General features: G+C 74.0%; 14 protein-coding genes and 2 tRNA genes. 7 read left to right on the top strand and 9 right to left on the bottom strand.

The genetic code is table 11. The annotated features are described in order from the left end of the window. Positions 1–5: 5 nt before the first annotated feature. From ABT403_RS21595 to ABT403_RS21585, 3 genes are all read left to right on the top strand, one after another. Positions 6–1,724, top strand: a complete 1,719-nt coding sequence (locus ABT403_RS21595) for an AMP-binding protein (RefSeq protein ID WP_344156596.1) — start codon at positions 6–8, stop codon at positions 1,722–1,724. Between the two features lie 50 nt (positions 1,725–1,774). Continuing rightward, positions 1,775–2,431: a hypothetical protein gene (locus ABT403_RS21590; protein WP_344156593.1), complete on the top strand. Its 657-nt coding sequence runs from the start codon at positions 1,775–1,777 to the stop codon at positions 2,429–2,431. A 58-nt stretch (positions 2,432–2,489) separates the two neighbouring features. Next, positions 2,490–2,563 (top strand) — tRNA-Lys (locus ABT403_RS21585). A 120-nt stretch (positions 2,564–2,683) separates the two neighbouring features. On the opposite strand, the gene ABT403_RS21580 is transcribed toward ABT403_RS21585, so the two are convergent. Continuing rightward, the gene (locus ABT403_RS21580; RefSeq protein WP_344156590.1) at positions 2,684–3,442 is read right to left on the bottom strand and encodes an IclR family transcriptional regulator; all 759 of its coding nucleotides are present in this window, start codon (positions 3,440–3,442) and stop codon (positions 2,684–2,686) included. A gap of 248 nt (positions 3,443–3,690) precedes the next feature. Between ABT403_RS21580 and ABT403_RS21575 the strand changes: the two genes are divergently transcribed. Continuing rightward, positions 3,691–4,854 carry an LLM class flavin-dependent oxidoreductase gene (locus ABT403_RS21575; protein ID WP_344156587.1) on the top strand — a complete coding sequence of 388 codons (1,164 nt, stop codon included), beginning with the start codon at positions 3,691–3,693 and terminating at the stop codon, positions 4,852–4,854. A gap of 276 nt (positions 4,855–5,130) precedes the next feature. Continuing rightward, positions 5,131–6,837: a glycosyl hydrolase family 18 protein gene (locus ABT403_RS21570; protein ID WP_344156584.1), complete on the top strand. Its 1,707-nt coding sequence runs from the start codon at positions 5,131–5,133 to the stop codon at positions 6,835–6,837. Between the two features lie 80 nt (positions 6,838–6,917). Here ABT403_RS21570 and ABT403_RS21565 read toward each other — a convergent pair whose 3' ends face one another. Continuing rightward, positions 6,918–8,813, bottom strand: coding sequence for a putative bifunctional diguanylate cyclase/phosphodiesterase (locus tag ABT403_RS21565; protein ID WP_344156581.1), 1,896 nt, complete (start codon positions 8,811–8,813; stop codon positions 6,918–6,920). Between the two features lie 459 nt (positions 8,814–9,272). Here ABT403_RS21565 and ABT403_RS21560 point away from each other — a divergent pair, with 459 nt between their 5' ends. Continuing rightward, the gene (locus ABT403_RS21560; protein ID WP_344156578.1) at positions 9,273–10,514 is read left to right on the top strand and encodes a M6 family metalloprotease domain-containing protein; all 1,242 of its coding nucleotides are present in this window, start codon (positions 9,273–9,275) and stop codon (positions 10,512–10,514) included. A gap of 92 nt (positions 10,515–10,606) precedes the next feature. Here ABT403_RS21560 and ABT403_RS21555 read toward each other — a convergent pair. The 4 genes from ABT403_RS21555 to ABT403_RS21540 all read right to left on the bottom strand — a co-directional run bounded on the left by ABT403_RS21555 (position 10,607) and on the right by ABT403_RS21540 (position 12,406). Continuing rightward, positions 10,607–10,680: transfer RNA gene (locus tag ABT403_RS21555), tRNA-Lys, on the bottom strand. Further along, positions 10,671–11,270, bottom strand: a complete 600-nt coding sequence (locus tag ABT403_RS21550) for a bifunctional DNA primase/polymerase (RefSeq protein WP_344156575.1) — start codon at positions 11,268–11,270, stop codon at positions 10,671–10,673. The genes ABT403_RS21555 and ABT403_RS21550 overlap by 10 nt, the downstream gene beginning before the upstream one ends. 159 nt (positions 11,271–11,429) lie before the next feature. Then, positions 11,430–11,774 carry a DUF8844 domain-containing protein gene (locus ABT403_RS21545; protein WP_344156573.1) on the bottom strand — a complete coding sequence of 115 codons (345 nt, stop codon included), beginning with the start codon at positions 11,772–11,774 and terminating at the stop codon, positions 11,430–11,432. Positions 11,775–11,848: 74 nt separating this feature from the next. Continuing rightward, complete coding sequence (locus ABT403_RS21540; RefSeq protein ID WP_344156570.1) at positions 11,849–12,406, bottom strand: NADPH-dependent FMN reductase; 558 nt, start codon at positions 12,404–12,406, stop codon at positions 11,849–11,851. 136 nt (positions 12,407–12,542) lie between these two features. Between ABT403_RS21540 and ABT403_RS21535 the strand changes: the two genes are divergently transcribed. Beyond that, positions 12,543–13,025, top strand: a complete 483-nt coding sequence (locus tag ABT403_RS21535) for a MarR family winged helix-turn-helix transcriptional regulator (protein WP_344156567.1) — start codon at positions 12,543–12,545, stop codon at positions 13,023–13,025. A 3-nt stretch (positions 13,026–13,028) separates the two neighbouring features. Here ABT403_RS21535 and ABT403_RS21530 read toward each other — a convergent pair whose 3' ends face one another. Genes ABT403_RS21530 through ABT403_RS21520 form a run of 3 tightly spaced genes read right to left on the bottom strand, consistent with a single transcriptional unit; the run spans position 13,029 to position 17,085 of the window. Next, complete coding sequence (locus tag ABT403_RS21530) at positions 13,029–14,360, bottom strand: AAA domain-containing protein (protein ID WP_344156564.1); 1,332 nt, start codon at positions 14,358–14,360, stop codon at positions 13,029–13,031. Continuing rightward, positions 14,357–15,928 carry a hypothetical protein gene (locus tag ABT403_RS21525; protein ID WP_344156562.1) on the bottom strand — a complete coding sequence of 524 codons (1,572 nt, stop codon included), beginning with the start codon at positions 15,926–15,928 and terminating at the stop codon, positions 14,357–14,359. The genes ABT403_RS21530 and ABT403_RS21525 overlap by 4 nt, the downstream gene beginning before the upstream one ends. Beyond that, complete coding sequence (locus ABT403_RS21520) at positions 15,916–17,085, bottom strand: hypothetical protein (protein ID WP_344156560.1); 1,170 nt, start codon at positions 17,083–17,085, stop codon at positions 15,916–15,918. The genes ABT403_RS21525 and ABT403_RS21520 overlap by 13 nt, the downstream gene beginning before the upstream one ends. Positions 17,086–17,107 lie beyond the last annotated feature (22 nt).

Below are 17,107 nucleotides of genomic sequence, written 5' to 3'. Positions count from 1 at the left end.
GCGGCATGCGGACGACGACCGAAACCGATCCCGGCCCCGAGACCGTCGCGGAACTCATCGCACGCCAGTGGGGCGACCACCGCCCCGGGCTGAAGTACGGCGCGGAAGCCGGCCCCGGGGCCACCCGGGCGCCGGCCACCGTCCTCACCCGGCACCGCACCGCCCAGGAGGCCGCCGCCCGCGCCGCGCTCCTCGCCGACCTCCTGCCGCCCGGAGCGGAGCCGCACGTGGGGGTGCTGCTCGACAACACCCCCGAGTTCCCCTTCTGGCTCGGCGCGGCGGCCCTCGCCGGGGCGGCCGTCGCCGGGATCAACCCCACCCGGCGCGGCCCCGAGCTGGCCCGCGACATCCTCCACACCGACTGCCGCCTCCTCGTCACCGAGCCCGCCCACCTCCCGCTCCTGCGCGGCCTCGACCTGCCCGGCGTACGGATCCTCGTGACCGGCACCGAGGAGTACGAGGCCCTCCTCGCCCCCTACGCCGCCGCCAAGCCCGGCGAGGCCCGGGTGGGCCCCGGCGGCCCGCGCCCGGACAGCCGGCTGCTCCTCTACTTCACCTCCGGCTCCACCGGCGCCCCCAAGGCCGCCGTCTGCAGCCAGGGCCGCCTCGCCGCCGCCGGCCACTCCCTGGCCCGCCACTTCCGCGTCACCCCCGAGGACGTCCACTACGTCTGCATGCCGCTCTTCCACGGCAACGCCGTCATGGCCTGCTGGCTCCCCGCCCTCGCCGCCGGCGCCCCCGTCGCCCTGCGCCGCCGCTTCTCCGCCTCCGCGTTCCTGGACGACGTACGAGCCTACGGGGCCACCTACTTCACCTACGTCGGCCGGGCCGTCCAGTACCTCCTCGCCACCGCACCCCGCCCCGACGACCGCGCACACCCCCTGCGCCTCGGCTTCGGCACCGAGGCCGGGGCCGTGGACGCGGCCCGGTTCACGGAGCGGTTCGGGGTCCGGCTGGTCGAGGGGTACGGGGCCACCGAGGGCGGCGCCTCGATCCAGCACACCCCCGGCACCCCGCCGGGCGCCCTCGGCCGGCCGGGCCCGGGCGACGACCTGGCCGTCGTCGACCCGGAGACGGGCCGCGAATGCCCCCCGGCCGTCCTCGACGCGCGGGGCCGCCTGCGCAACGGTGAGGAGGCCATAGGCGAGCTGGTCAACCGGGGCCGCAGCCACTTCGAGGGCTACTGGCGCAACCCCGGGGCGGAGGCCGCCCGCACCCGTGAAGGCTGGTACTGGACCGGCGACCTGTTCTTCCGCGATCCGGACGGCTACCTCTACTTCGCCGGCCGCACCGACGACCGGCTGCGCGTCGACAGCGAGAACCTGGCCGCCGCGGTGATCGAGAACATCCTCGCCCGCTGGGAGGCCGCGGCCGCCGTCGCCGTGTACGCCGTCCCGGACGAGGCGGCGGGGGACCAGGTGATGGCCGCCGTCGCCCTGCGGGAGGGCGCGGCCTTCGACCCGGAGGCCTTCGCCGCCTTCCTCGCCGCCCAGCCGGACCTCGGGACGAAGATGGCCCCGCGCTACGTCCGGATCCTCGACGCCATGCCCGTCACGGCGACCAACAAGGTCCACCGGGCCGCCCTGCGCCGGACCGGCTTCCTGTGCTCCGAACCCGTCTGGCACCGCGTCGCCGGCGCCTACCGCCCGCTCGACGGACCGGCCGTGGAGGCGCTGCTCTCGGCGTACGGGGAGCGGGGCCGCCGCGAGCTGCTGGAGGGCTGAGCGGAACCGGGAGGGGCGTGGAAGCCTCTTCCTTTCGGAGGGGGGTTCCCATGACGACCACACCGTCCGCCGCACCGTCCGTCACACCGCCCGCCACGCCGTCGGCCGCGAAGGCCTGGGCGGCCGCCGCGGCCCTGCTCCTGAGCCTCGCCCTGGCGGCCTGCGGCACGCACCTCGCGGGCCGGGCGGCCCCGCCCCCGCCGCCCTCCCCGTCCTGCGCGCCGGCCGCCCCCGACCTCCCCACGGATGAGGACCCGGGCACCTCCCAGCCGCCCACGGACGAGGACACCGGCGCCCCTCAGCCCCCGACGGACGAGGACCCGGGCATCCCCCAGCCGCCCACCGACCAGGACACCGGCACCCCCGGGCCGCCCACCGACGGCGGCGGCCCCGCGCGCCCCTGCGCGGTCGTGGACGGCTGGTACGACATGACCCGCGAGTTCAACGCCTACTACGCCCGCCACCGCACCGACGCGGACCGGCTCATGCCCTCCGGGGGCGTCCGGGAGGTCCGGGTCCGCAAGGACGGGGGGACCGGGCAGGCCCGGATCGTCTTCACCACCGGCTCCGTCGGCAAGGGCCTCGGTGAGGACGCCCGCCGGCTCGCGCAGGTCTTCTCGGACTGGCGCCACGAGGTCTACGGGGACACCGGCGAGGTCCGCGTCCGCACCCCCGACGGGACCGAGATCGCCGCCCTCTCCTGGTGACCGGCGGATCTGGTTTGGAGCACCCCTCGGGACCAGGTAGTATTTTCTCTGTCAGCAAGCGCCGCTAGCTCAGTTGGTTAGAGCAGCTGACTCTTAATCAGCGGGTCCGGGGTTCGAGTCCCTGGCGGCGCACCTGATCTTCGGGCGGTTTCCGGTTCACCGGGAACCGCCCGAAGTGCTTTCCGGGCCCGGGCGGCAGGCCCCCCGGCCCCACCCGCACCCCCTCAAGCACCCCGCCCCTCAAGCCCCGGCTCAGAGCGTGAGCGACAGCAGCAGCGGCGCGGCCTTCCGGTTCAGCGCGTCGGCGGCGGCCCGCAGCCGGTGCGCGTGCTCGACGGGCATGGACAGCGCCAGACAGCCCACCGCCGCACCCGCCGTGATCGGGACCGCCGCGCAGACCGTGCCCACGGCGTACTCCTGGAGGTCCAGCACGGGCACGGTGGCCGGCTGGCTGTCCAGCTTCGAGAAGAGGATCCGCTCGTTCACGATCGTCTTCGACGTCAGCCGCGCGATCTTGTGCCGGGACAGGTGGTCGCGGCGCCCGTTCTGGTCGAGCTGGGTGAGCAGGCACTTGCCGACCGCGCTGGCGTGCGCCGCCGAGCGGAAGTCGACCCACTCGTGGACCTTCGGCGTGCGCGGGCTGTCCGCGAACTGGGTGATGCGGACCTCGCCGTCCACGTAACGGCTGATGTAGACGGCCGCGCCGACCGAGTCGCGCAGCCGGTCCAGGGTGTCCTGGAGCTTCTCCTGGAGGGCCTGCTGCCGGTCGCTGCCGGAGCCGAGCAGGACGAGGGAGTCCCCTATGGCGTACGCGCCGTCGGAGACCTGGAGAACGTACCCCTCCCGGCGCAGCATGAGCAGCATCGGGGCGAGATGGACCGCGGGCAGGCCGGTCTCACGCGCGATCTGCACGTCGGTCACACCACCGGTGTGCCGCGAGATCGTTTCGAGTACGCGCAGGGCGTACTGCACCGAGTGGAACGGCGCGGTCGGCTCGGGCTTCAGCGCCACGGTTTCCCCCTACCAGGTTGTTACCGCTTGCTCTACCACGATAGCCATCAAGAGGCCCACGTGGAGCGTGTGTTGAGGAGATTGATGGCTTGATCAAGCCCCTTCGCCTGGGTCTATCCATCTGGCATATGCCAAGGTCATGGACCTGTCCCGGTCTGCCGGGAATGCCCGGCGGGCGGTCGCCGTTCCCCTTCTCCGTACGGGCGCCGCCTGGGGCGCCCGAGCCGGACGGAACGGGAGCGACGACGATGAGCGACAGCGAGGTCACGGGCCCCGAGGGTACGGGACCCGGCGCGCCGGGACCCGGCGCGAACGGGGCGCACCCGGCCGGAGCGCACGCGCCCGGAGCCGACCCCGTGCGCGGAACCGCCCGGGGCGGGGCGCCGGTGCCGCTGTCGGTCCTGGACCTGGTCACCGTCGGCGCGGGCGGCTCCGCCCGCGAGTCCCTGCGCACCAGCGTGGAGATATCACGGCTCGCCGAGTCCCGCGGCTACCACCGCCACTGGGTCGCCGAGCACCACTCCATGCCGGGGGTCGCCAGCTCCTCCCCGGCGGTGATCCTGGCCCACCTCGCCGCGCACACCTCCCGCATCCGCCTCGGCTCGGGCGGGGTCATGCTGCCCAACCACGCGCCGCTGGCGGTGGCCGAGCAGTTCGGCACCCTGGAGGCCCTCGCCCCCGGCCGCGTCGACCTCGGGCTCGGCCGGGCGCCGGGCACCGACCCCCGTACGGCCGCCGCGCTGCGCGGCCCCGGGCGGCTGGACGAGGCGGCGGAGGAGTTCCCCCGGCGGCTCGCGGAGCTGACCCGTTTCCTGGACGACGACTTCCCCGACGGGCACCCGTACGCCCGCGTGCACGCCGTGCCCGGCCCGGTGCAGGGGTCCGCCGCCCGGCCGCCGGTCTGGCTCCTGGGCTCCTCCGGCTTCAGCGCCCGCCTCGCGGGGGAGCTCGGGCTGCCGTTCGCGTACGCCCACCACTTCTCCGCGGCCGGCACCCTGCCGGCCCTCGACCTCTACCGCGAGAGCTTCCGCCCCTCGGCGGTGCTGGACGCCCCGTACGCGCTCATCGGGGTCTCGGCGTTCGCCGCCGACACGGGTGCGCGGGCCCGCGCACAGGTGCTCACCGGCGCGCTGTCGATGCTCCGGCTGCGCAGCGGCCGGCCCGGGCTGGTCCCGACGCCCGAGGAGGCGGCCGCGTACGCCTTCTCGCCGCTGGAGCGGGAGTTCGTCGACGGCTGGCTCGCCACCATCGTCCACGGGACGCCCGACGAGGTGCGGGCGGGGCTGGACGCACTGGTGGCGCGGACGGGCGCGGACGAGCTGATGCTGACCGCCAACGGGCACGGCGGGGCCGCCCGGCTGCGCTCGTACGAGCTCGTCGCAGATGCGTACAGCATGCCCACGACCCCCTAGTCGCGGGCTCGACTCCCGCCGGACGATGAAGAACGGGGTTTGGCTGGTTTGTTGCCGAAACCTTGCCGGAGCATGACCTAAGGCAGTCTTAAACCGCTCGTCACCAGGGGTGGCGGGCGGTTTTCGCTGTCCTTTCACGCCTCTGACGAGGGCGTTTACCGACCCAGTGGTCTAGTCCTTCTTTGGTCCAAACCATTGACTGGGGTGTGCCGTGATCGCTATCACTTCTCTCACCCGAAGCTGATGCCCTCCCCTCCCACCCCCCGGAGGCAGTTCATGCACATCCGTAAACCCCTCGTCGCGGCCGCCGCCACGGCCGCGCTGGCCGCCGGAGCGCTGGCCGCCTTCGCCGGGATCGGCACCGCCCAGGCCGCCGACGCCGCCGCGGGCCCCGCCGCGGGCGGCGTGCGGATCGCCTACTACGACCAGTGGAGCGTGTACGGCAACGCGTTCTACCCCAAGCACCTGGACACCCGGGGCATCGCGGGCAAGCTCGACGTCATCAACTACTCCTTCGGCAACATCCACCCCACCGACCTCACCTGCTTCGAGGCGAACAAGGCGGCGGGCGACGACAACAACCCCAACGCCGGTGACGGGGCGGGCGACTCGTACGCCGACTACAGCAAGTCCTTCAGCGCGGCCGACAGCGTCAGCGGGGTCGCCGACAAGTGGGACCAGCCGATCGTGGGCGTCTTCAACCAGTTCAAGCAGCTGAAGGCGAAGTACCCCAACCTGAAGATCAACATATCGATCGGCGGCTGGACGTACTCGAAGTACTTCAGCGACGCGGCGAAGACCGACGCCTCCCGCAAGAAGTTCGTCTCCTCCTGCATCGACCAGTACATCAAGGGCAACGTCCCCAAGGCCGACGGCTACGGCGGCCCGGGCACGGCGGCCGGGATCTTCGACGGCATCGACATCGACTGGGAGTACCCCGGCTCCTCCGGCGGCCACCTCGGCAACCACTACGCCCCCGAGGACAAGCAGAACTTCACCCTGCTGCTCAAGGAGTTCCGCGACCAGCTCGACGCCTACGGCCAGGCCAACGGCGGCAAGAAGTACCTGCTGACCGCGGCCCTCCCGGCCGGCCAGGACAAGATCAAGTACATCGAGACCGACAAGATCGGCTCGTACCTCGACTACGCGAACATCATGACGTACGACATGCACGGCGCCTGGGACGGCGACGGGCCGACGTACCACCAGTCCCCGCTGCTGAACTCGGCCGCCGACCCGACCGACCCGATCGCCCCCGGCACCCAGAAGTACGGCATCAAGAACGCCATCGACTCCTGGCTCGACGGCAACCCGGCCTACGGCATCGCGGGCGGCTTCCCCGCCGGCAAGCTGACCCTGGGCTACGAGTTCTACTACCGCGGCTGGAAGGGCGTCCCCGCCGGCACCACCAACGGCCTCGCCCAGACCGCCACCGGCCCCTCCGGCGCCCGTCCGACCTCCCAGCAGGCCGGCATCGCCAACTACAAGGAGCTCGGCGGCATCGTCGACAACCCGGCGACCACCTTCTGGGACGACCAGGCCAAGGCCTCCTACTTCTACAAGGACGGCGAGTTCTTCACCGGCCTCAACCAGAAGTCCATCCAGGCCCGGGTCGACTACGGCAAGAGCCGCGGCCTGGCCGGCGCGATGATGTACTCCCTGCTCGGCCTGGACGACAAGACCACCCTGCTGAACCAGATCAACGACGCCCTCGGCGGCGCCACCACGCCCCCCACCACCCCGCCGACGACGCCCACCACCCCGCCCACCACCCCGCCCACGACGCCCCCGACCACGCCGCCCACCACGCCCCCGACCACGGGCTGCGGCAGCACCCCGGCGTACGTCGCGGGCCAGGTCTACACCGGCGGCAGCGAGGTCTCGTACAACGGCCACAAGTGGAAGGCCCAGTGGTGGACCCAGAACGAGGTGCCCGGCACCACCGGTGAATGGGGCGTCTGGAAGGACCTCGGCGCCTGCTGATCCCCCCACCCGGCGCCGAGCGCCGGCCGCCCCCGCGCCCGACCACGGGCCGGGGGCGGCCGTGCGCCCGCCGGGGGCCGTCAGCCGTGCTGGACGTCCGGGCGGGCGCTGATCATCTCGGCGATCCGCTCCGGGGCCACCGCGCGCGAGTACAGCCAGCCCTGCCCGGTGTCGCAGCCCACCCGCCGCAGCCGGGCGGCCTGCCCGGCGGTCTCCACGCACTCGGCGGTCACCGTCAGCCCCAGCCGGTGCGCGAGCTGCACCAGCGCCTCCACGATGGTCTCGTCCGCCGGGTTCGGGTGCGTGCCCTCCTCGTAGCGGAAGCCGCGCACGAAGGACCCGTCCAGCTTCAGCACCGACACCGGCAGCCGCGACAGGTAGGCCAGGTTCGAGTAGCCGGTGCCGAAGTCGTCGATGGCGATCCGCACGCCCATGTCGCTGAGTGCCTGGAGGGCCTGCAGGGGCCGCCCCGCGGATCCCATGACCGCGGACTCGGTCAGCTCCAGCTGGAGCAGCTGGGGCGCCAGCCCCGTCTCGGCGAGGATCTCCGCGACGTCGCCCACCAGGTCCGAGTCCCACACCTGACGGACCGCCACGTTCACCGACACGAACACCGGCGAGTCGCTGGGCTGCTCGATCTGCCAGCGCCGCGCCTGCCGGCAGGCCGTCCGCAGCACCCACTGGCCCAACTGCACGATCGAGCCGTCCTCTTCGGCGATGCCGATGAACCGATTCGGCGTCAGCGTGCCGAACTGCGGGTGGTTCCAGCGCACCAGGGCCTCCACCCCGCGCACCACCCCGCTCTCCAGATCCACCAGCGGCTGGTACTCCAGCTCGAACTCGCCCCGGTCCACCGCCGGGCGCAGCGAACTGGAGAGCGCCTGCCTCGTCATCCGGTGCGCGTTGCGCTCGGGGTCGAAGAGGGTCCAGCGGGCCTTGCCGTCGGCCTTCGCCCAGTACAGGGTCGTGTCCGCCGCCTGCATCAGCCCCGTCGCCGAGGTCCCCGCCGCGTCCCGCTCGACCACGCCGATCGACGCGGACACCGACAGCCGCTGCCCGGCCAGGTCGAAGGGCTCCTGGACGGCGGCCAGCACGCTGCGGGCCAGGTCCGCGAGCTGCTCGGTGCCGGTGGAGTCCTCGACCAGCAGCGCGAACTCGTCGCCGCCGAGCCGGGCGACGAGGTGCCCGCCCGAGCGCCCGTACCCCGACTGGTCGGCGCATTGCGTCAGCCGGGCCGCGACGGCGGTCAGCAGCCGGTCGCCGACCCGGTGGCCCAGGGTGTCGTTGACCGCCTTGAACCCGTCGAGGTCCAGGTAGCACAGGCCGATCCGGCCCGTTCCGCCACTGCCGTACGCGGAGGCCTCCAGGGCGGCCGAGAGCCGCTCGAAGAACAGCGCCCGGTTGGGCAGCCGGGTCACCGGGTCGTGCATCTGGAGGTGGCGCAGCCGGGCCTGGAGGTCGCGCCGGTCGCTGATGTCGGCGACCGAGAGCAGGACGTCCGGGGTGCCGGGCACGGGGCCCAGGGTGATCTCGGTCCACAGCGAATGGCCGTCGGGGTGCTTGAGGCGGCGCGTGCAGCGCAGCCGGGCCTGCCGGCCGCGCAGCACCTCCTGGTAGGCCTGCCAGGTGCGGGCCTCGGCCGCGAGGTCCACCAGCTCGGCGGCGCTCTGCCCGGTGAGCTCGTGCGGCTCGCCGCCCAGGAGGGCGGCGAGGGCGCGGTTGGCGGCGATGACGTCCCCGCCGCGGCCGACGAGGGCCATGGGCAGGTGGGCCGCGTCGAAGGCGGCGCGGTAGTCGCCGGGCCGGCCCGCGGCGCCGCCGATCACCCCGGCCGCCCTGAGGTCGGCGCCGGGGCCGACGCCGGTCCGGGTCCCGGTCCTGCCGTCGGCGTCGGCGTCGGCGCTGGCATCGGCATCGGTCTCGGCGTCGGTGTCGGCGGTCCGGGCCGTGAGCCGCGGTGGCGGCGGCGCCGACATGCCCGGCACGGCAGGCACTGCTTGGTGACGTTCCGTAAGGGCCGAGCGGATGCCGTCGGCGGCCGAACCGGTTCCCTCTGAGCTTCCGCTCACCGTTGGCTCCCGCGGTGTTCGTGAGTGTCGGTGCAGGAAAGTGTGCCGATCATAGAGGCTGACGGAGGCCCTATCCAGCGGCGTCGCCGTGTGGGGCACGGGCCGTCGCCGTGCTGACGTCCCGCCGGACCGAAGCTGACGCCGTGTCGGCCGTCGACCGGTGACTGATTCCGCACGGCCGTGAGCGCAGTGAGTCCGAATCCGATCCCAGGTGATCGTTCGTGACGTTCCGTAGGGAGGGCCGTCAATGCCGGACGTCACCGGCTTGCCGTAGTGCTCACTCGTGTGGGGCAGGGGAACCATGCATAAATAAGACAATCACCTCAAGGTGGATGGAACGGGACGAATCCATCACCGGAGGTCGATGTGCCGCGACAGCTGACACCCGGGGGAGTGGACCGCTCCCGCTTGCGAAGTACGGCGGCCATCCTCACCTCGATGACGGCGCTGGCCGCCATGTCGCTCGTCGCGGGACCCGCAGTGGCCGCCGGCCCCGTCTCCGGCGGGCCCTGCGCGCTGACCCGTACCGCCGCGCACCACTCCCTCGGCCTGGACACCTGGAACCGGGCCTACCCCAAGCCGGTGCGCACGCTCCACGCGGTGATGGTCTTCCTCTCCTTCCCCGACCACCAGACCACCGTCACGCCGAAGGAGCTGGCCGCCGACTACTTCCCGGCGACGAGCGACTTCTTCGAGCGGGCCTCCTACGGCCGCTTCCGGCTGGTCCCGCACCCGCAGGAGCGGTGGGTCCGGATGCCCAGGCCCTCGACCGCGTACGGGATACAGCGCGACTGGGCCCCGGACGCCCGGGCCGCCTACCTGCGGGAGGCGGTGGCCGCCGCCGATCCGTCGGTGGACTTCAGTCAGTACGACATCGTGTACTTCGTCGCCGACCCGAACGCCCCGGGCGTGGACTCCGACGCCACCAAGGTCGTCAACTTCGACCGCCCCCTGCGGGCCGACGGCACCGACCTGCGGCGGATCGTCACCGTCTTCGAGCGCCACCCCCCGGACCGCAACGTGCTCGCCCACGAGACCGGGCACGTCTTCGACCTGCCCGACCTCTACCACCGGCCCTCGGACGGCAAGGGCGACTGGGACACCTACGTCGGCGACTGGGACGTCATGGGCAGCCAGTTCGGCATGGCCCCCGACCTCTTCGGCTGGCAGAAGTGGAAGCTCGGCTGGCTGGACGCCACCCAGGTCGACTGCGTGCGCTCCGGGACCTCCCTGCACACCCTCCAGCCGCTCTCGCAGCCCCTCAGGCCCGGCGGTACGGGCGGAACCCGGCTCGCCGTGATCCGCACGGGCCCCGGCAGCGCCATCGCGGTCGAGGCGCGGGGCTCCTCCGGCAACGACGGGGACACCTGCACGGAAGGGGTCCTGGTCTACCGGGTCCGCAACGAGGCGGCCTCGGGCGGCGGCCCCATCGAGGTCCTGGACGGCCACCCGCGCACGGAGGCCTGCTGGGACCGCTCGGTGTACCCGCCGCTGGCCGATGCCCCCCTGGAGGTCGGGGAGACCTTCACCGTGCCGGGGGAGCGGATCACGATCGAGGTCGCGGACCGGACGCCGTCGGGGGCGTACACGGTGAAGATCACGACCTGAGGCCGCCGGGGCCGGCGCCGGTGCCGGCCCCGGTGCCGGTCCGGAACACGAAGAAGGCCCCCACTCGATGAGTGGGGGCCTTCTCCCGTCTGTGCGCCGCCAGGGACTCGAACCCCGGACCCGCTGATTAAGAGTCAGCTGCTCTAACCAACTGAGCTAGCGGCGCTTGCTGACGTCGTAGACACTAGCATCCGAATCCGCCGAACCAAAAATCGATACCGGGGCCGGACCCCGCGCGGCGTGCAGGAACGCCCACAGGAGGCAGTCCGGGCCGGGCAGCCAGGGCCGCCGGGTGTCCGGCGCGACCAGCCACCGGGAGGGGCCCGGGCCCGGCCGCAGCGGCGGCACGGTGACGGCGTCGCCGTGGCCGTGGCACAGGGGGGCCGGGGCGGCGGGCCCCCACTCCTCCCACGCGAGCAGCGCGGGGAGCCGCTGGGCGGTACCGGGGGAGGCGAAGAGCAGCATCCGCCCCCGGTGCACGGCGGCGGGCCCGGAGCCGGGACCGCGCTCCCACAGCAGATCGAGCATGCGCCGCCCGAGGACGAGCGGGACGTTGACGACGTCGAAGGCGGTCCCGCAGGGCAGCACGGCATGGGCGTCGGGCCGGCCCTCCCAGGCGGCCAGGGTGCTCCCCGGGTGCGCGGAGGCCGAGGCCAGCCAGGCGGCGCCCTGGGGGGTGACCTGGGTGGCGGGCGCGGTGCGCGCCTCGATGCCGTCGAGGGCGGGGCGGGTGGCGGCCGTCGTCAGGATCGTCATATGCCAATGTCTACCGCGCGTAGTGTGGCCGTTGCCACGAGTTACCGAAAACGGGGACACGGGGGCACTGACTGCGGTATCTTGCGCGCCGCATATGCCGGGGGTGGGCGGCCGCCGCCCCTGCGGTCCCCTCCCGTGCCCCCGCGGTCCGGGCCCGGCTCAGGACTCCGCGGGAGTGCCGCGCTGGAGGTCCTCGCCGAACTCGATCATGCGGCGGGCGTAGTCCTCGGTCCACTCGGCCGCCTCGGCGATCGCGGAGGCGGAGAGGCGGTCGAAGCGGCGGGGGTCGGCCAGTTGGGCCGCCGCCAGGGCCTGGAACTCCTCGGCCCGGTTCTGCGCGGCCCGGAAGGCGAGCGTCAGCTCGGTCGCGCGCGCCAGCAGCTCCCGGGGGTCCTCGATCGACTCCAGGTCGAAGAAGTGCTCCGGGTCCGCGACGGCCTCCGAGGGCTCGAAGAGCAGCGGCGCGGGCCGCTGCCTCCGCTCGGTCCGCTCGGGCTCTGCCATGCGTGTCCTCCTGCGCGTACGAATTCCTCCGGGGCCACCCTCCATTGTCGCGTGCCGCGCAAGAGTGCCGGGGGTCACGCCGCCGCAGGCTCCTTCACCAGGGCCGCGATGTCGTCGAGGACGCCCGAGACCTCGGCCGCCAGGCCCTCCGGGGCCTCGAAGCCGGCGGCGCCGATCAGGCCGCCGATGCCGGGGACCGCCACGGAGCGGGCGGCGGGGACCAGGCCGACCTGCCTGAGCACCGGCAGCAGCATCTCGGCGGCCGGGGCGCCGCCCGAACCGCCCGCGCTGTAGCTGACCAGGCCGACCGGCTTGCCCTGCCACTCGGCGTAGAGGAAGTCGACGGCGTTCTTGAACGGGGCGGTGAAGCCGCCGTTGTACATCGGCAGGACGAACACGAACGCGTCGGCGGAGTCGACGATCGCGCTCCAGTCGCGGGTGTGCTGGTGGGCGTAGCCGCCGTTGGCGGGGAAGTCCGGCTCGTCCAGGAAGGGGAGCGCGATCTCCGCCAGGTCGACGGGGGTGACCTCGAAGGCGCCGTGCTCGCGGGCGAGGTCCGCCACCCACCGGGCGAGGGGGCGGCCCGAGGAGGTGGGGCGGTTGGCGGCGGAGATGACGTGCAGGCGGGTCATGGGGTGAACTCCCTCGGGGTGCTGGTGTGGTGTGCGGGGCCGAGTCTTGTTGTTGATGTGTCACGCGGGAAAGCCGGTGGTGCGTGATGTGTCAACTAGGTAGGTGATGTGTCACCAAATTGGCTAGGCTGCCCCCATGACGGAAGTGCCCGAGCCCGCCCACCCCCGCTGGCTCACCGAATCCGAACAGGACGCCTGGTACGCCTGGCGCCGGATGTTCCCCCTGGTCAACGCGGAGATCGCGCGTGACCTCCAGCAGGACAGCGCGCTGTCCGAGGCCGACTACGACGTGCTGTCGGTGCTCGGTTCCACCGACGGGCACCGCATGCGCATCACCGCGCTCGCCGCCCTGATGAGCTGGTCCCGCAGCCGGCTGTCCCACCAGCTCACCCGTATGGAACAGCGCGGCCTGGTCCGCCGCGAGGAGGTCGCCGCCGACGGCCGGGGGGCGGAGGTGGTGCTCACCCCCGCCGGGGAGGCGGCCGTCACCGCGGCCGCCCCGCCCCACGTGGAATCCGTACGCCGCCACCTGATCGACGTCCTGACCCCGGATCAGCTGCGCACCTTCGCCGAGGTCGGCGAAACCCTCCGCCGCCACTTCGGCGCCACCCGCAAGTAGCCCCTACGGCCGCCAGGTGACCCGGTGTTCGGACAGGTGGGACAGGACCGAGTGGTTGGCCTCCCAGCCGTCCGGGAACTTGATCTGGGCCCCCAGCTGGACCGGTTCCGTCGACGGGTGGGCGTCCAGGAGGTCCGCTATGCCCGCCCGGGCCACCACCACGCAGGCGTGCCGGTGGCGGGACGCCAGGACGCACAGGCGGCCCGTCTCCAGGTGGAAGGCCGTGGCGTCGGGGCGGCCCGACAGGGGGTGGAGGACCACCGTGACGTCGTACTCGCGGCCCTGGAGGCGGTTCGCGGTGTCCACCGTGACGCCGCCGACGCCCAGGGACGCCAGGGCCGCGCGGACCGCCGCCGCCTGGTCGCGGTGGGCCGTGCCCACCGCGATGCGGGACGGCGTCAGGGGCACGGGCGACGGGGACTGCTCGTCCGAGGTCACCGCCCCGCGGTCCAGCGCGCGCCGGACCACCAGGGCCACCGCCCGCACCGCCTCCGGGTCCGTGCGCGGGGTGTGCCGGGCGGGAAGCTCCAGCAGCCCCCAGCCCGATTCCGCCGCCTCGTCCAGCACCCGGTCCGGCCCCGACCCGTCGGAGGCCACCCCGTACGAGAGCCGCCGCTCGCCCGGACCCGTCCCGCTGCGGAACCGCGAGTACGGGTAGAAGGCGCGCGAGACCAGCGGCGCGGCCGACGCCGGCAGCCGCCAGGACACCGGCAGCCGGTGCTGCGGCAGCTGGGGGTTGTGCGCGAGGAGGGTGCTCACCGCTGACGCGGAGGGGTCGTAGGACAGCCCGGCCCACTGCTCCGCGCCCACCACGCTGAACGGGTCCAGCTGCCCCGGGTCGCCCACGAACAGCGCCCGCTCGAACAGCCCCGCCACGGCCAGCAGCGCGTCGGAGCGCATCTGGTACGCCTCGTCGACGATCGCGTGCTCCCAGGGCTCCGCCTTCACGTACGCCCACTTCGCCGCCGTCGAGAGGGTGACGGGCAGTTCGGCCAGGTCGGCCGGCTTGGCCGAGAGGGTGACCGACGGCAGCTCCCGCAGCGCCGGGTCGTAGGCGTCGGCGTCGCTGCTGTGCAGCCGGCCGACCTTCAGCTCCGGGTCCTTGGCGGCCAGCCGCAGCACCAGGTCGTCCACCTGCGCGTTGGTCTGCGCGACCACCATCAGCCGGCGCCCGGCGGCGGCCAGCTCCCGGGCCGCGCGCACCACGAGCGTCGACTTCCCGGCCCCGGGCGGGGAGTCGACGACCACGCCCCGCTCGGTGCCGTGCAGGGTGTCGTGGAGGATGGCGGCGGTCGCCCGGTCGGCGGCCGCGCCCGGGTCGAAGGCGGTGGTCACAGGAGGTCCTCGTCGGTCACGGCGTCCAGGGCGGGGGCGGTCGCGGATCCCGGCGGGCCGCCGTGGGTCCACGGGGTGTTCTCCGGGTCGGGCAGCTTCGGGCCGCCGCGCGCGTCGTGCTCGAACAGGGTCCAGCAGACCCGGTCGCCCTTCTCCGGCACCGAGCCCGCCACCGGCTCCCGGCCCGCGCCCATCTTGTCGAGGACCCGCAGCAGCAGCCGTCCGTCCTCCGCGCGCCCGACGAACTCGAAGGACTGCTGGCGGCCGTCCAGTGAGCGGAACACCTTGCCGCCGCCCTCCTCCGCGAGCTGCGGCAGGTCCTCGGTGGCCACCGTCAGCAGGGGGCGCGGCCGGGGCCGCTTGCCCTCCGTCCACTCCATCGTCACCTCGGTGACCTCACCGGCGAACGCCTCGCCCGCGAACCTCCGGCCCGCCATGACGAGGGGGTCGTCCAGCGCCTCCTGCGCGTCGAGCCGCACCTGTTCGGTCTCCCGCGTGGCCAGCTTCTGGGCCGCCGTCACCGCGTCGTCGCGGCGCGGCTGCGGCGGCTCACCCGCCCGGACCCGGTCGCGGTGGCCGGTGAAGGACCAGCGGTCGCGCGTCCAGCGCTCCTCGGTCCGCTCGCCGGGCGGCAGGGTGCGCAGCAGGCCGATCGCCTCCCACGTCTGCCACCAGGTGTTCTCCATCTGGCTCAGGACCAGCCGGCGGATCGCCCGCTCGGCGAGCCGGGCGGCGTCCCCGTCGCGGGGCTCTCCGCCCGCCCGGGCCGCGTCGAACCTCGCGATCGCCGGTGCCAGCAGCTTGTTGTCGAAGGCCGGGTCGGTGGCCGGACCGGCCGGCGGGAACAGCAGCTGGCCGTCCCCGTCGCGGCCGAGCTCCACCCGCAGGGCCCACTCGGCGCCCGAGTGCCCCTCGGGCGGGGCGATCCAGCCGAGCAGGGAGCCCAGGTGCTGGTCCTCCAGGCTGCTCTGGCCGGTCGCCCAGTGCCGGGAGAGCAGGTCGGTGGCGGACAGCAGCATGGAGGAGCCGGGCACCCGGGAGCGCTCGGCGAGATGGGTGAACCAGCGGCCCAGCAGCGGAACCCGAGAGGGCGCCGGGTAGGGGTTCTCCGGGTCCTCCTCGGCGGTCCGGCGGAACCGCATCGACCGGCCCAGCAGCCGTACGTACTCGATGCCGGCCCGGCTCGGCACGATGATCTGCGGCGCGTCCACGCACAGTTCGGCCTCGACCTTGGTCTTCCTGCCGGTCTCCGGGTCGGTCTCGGTCCGCTCGGCGGGCTCGACGGCGTCCTCGTAGGACTCGATGTACGGCATCAGCAGCCGCGCCAGCTCGCCCAGGAACTCCCAGCGCAGGTCCCGGTCGCGGGGCTGCGGTATGACGAGGATCCGCGGCTCGTTCGGGTCCGTGCCCAGCATCGCCCCGAGCGGGGCGCCGGCCTCGCCCGCCGTGGTCAGCGGTACGAGGACCAGCGGCTCGGCGCTCAGGTGGCGGTGGCGGACGGTCGCCAGCGGCCGGGCGTGGCCCGCGCGGACCGCCTCCAGCCGGGCGAGGGTGCTCAGCAGGGGCATTCGGGGGTCTCCGGGGCCTGGTACGGGGGTCGGGCGGCAGCCAGTTCCAGGGCCTCGGCGCGCAGCCGGGCCGCCCGGTGCAGCGCGTCGGCGGTGGGGTCGCCCTCGGGGCCCGCGCCGGAGGCGGCCGCCAGGGCCTCCTCGACTCCGGCGAGGCCGCCCAGCTCACCGCGTACGGACCGGCCCAGCAGGGCGGGGTCCCCGGCGGCGCGGGACCGCTCGCGGCAGTGGAAGGCCAGCTCGCAGGCGGCCAGGCACTCGGGGACGTAGGAGGCGGAGACGGCGGAGACGGCCTCGGTCAGCTCCTCGGCGCTGCGGCTGGGGTCGAAGCAGAGGCCCTCGGGCAGGCCCGCGGCCAGGTCCTCGATCCGGGTGAGCCGCTCCAGCTGGCGGCGGGTGACCTGGTGCTCGCGGCGGACGTCGACGGCTTCGGCGGTGGGCTGGTTGGAGAAGTCCTTGGGGCAGACCAGCAGGACCCGGTGGCCGACCTCGGCCCCCGGCAGCTTCGCCGCGGTCTGCTCCAGGGCCAGTACGTACACGGCGGCCTGCCGGGCGGCGGCGCCGACCTTCGCGGCGTCGGCGGCCCCGTCGATCATCGGGAAGGACTTGATCTCGACGACGGTCCAGCGGCCGTCGGGGTGCACCACGACGGCGTCCGGCTCCAGGTAGGCGGGGGTGCCCGCCACCTCCAGGGCCAGCATCGGATGGTCCAGCAGGGTCCAGGTCCGCGCGGCGGTGGCCTCGCGCAGGGCCAGCGCGGTACGGGCGGCCCGCCCCTGCGGTCCGGCGGCGGTCAGGTCGGGCACGCGGGCGTCCGCGCCGGGCGCCTCGGCACCGGCGCCGAGGCGGGCGTGCACCAGGCGCAGCAGCTCGGCTCCGCCGTCGCCCTTGACCTTGGCCTCGAAGGAGTTCCCGCGGACGATCGCGAACTGGGACTGTCCGAAAGCCGCCGGTGCGCCGAGGGCCGCGGCCAGGGCGGTCTTGTCCACCCCGGCGCCGTCGAGGACGGCCCGTCTGCCGCAGCCCGGGTTGGCGGCGAGCGCGGCGAGCGCCCGGGCGTCGAGGGGGCGGGGCGGCACGGCGGGGCCGCGCAGATCGGCGAGCCGCCTGCGCAGTGTCGTCGTCTGGGGCGGGCCGCTGGGCGGGTAGGAGCTCACGGGCGGAAGTGTCCCATCCGCC

The sequence above is a fragment of the Streptomyces sp. NPDC000075 genome (assembly GCF_040301925.1).
In the GTDB taxonomy this organism is placed as follows: Bacteria; Actinomycetota; Actinomycetes; order Streptomycetales; family Streptomycetaceae; genus Streptomyces; species Streptomyces polychromogenes.
This window is presented reverse-complemented; position numbering and strand designations above follow the sequence as displayed.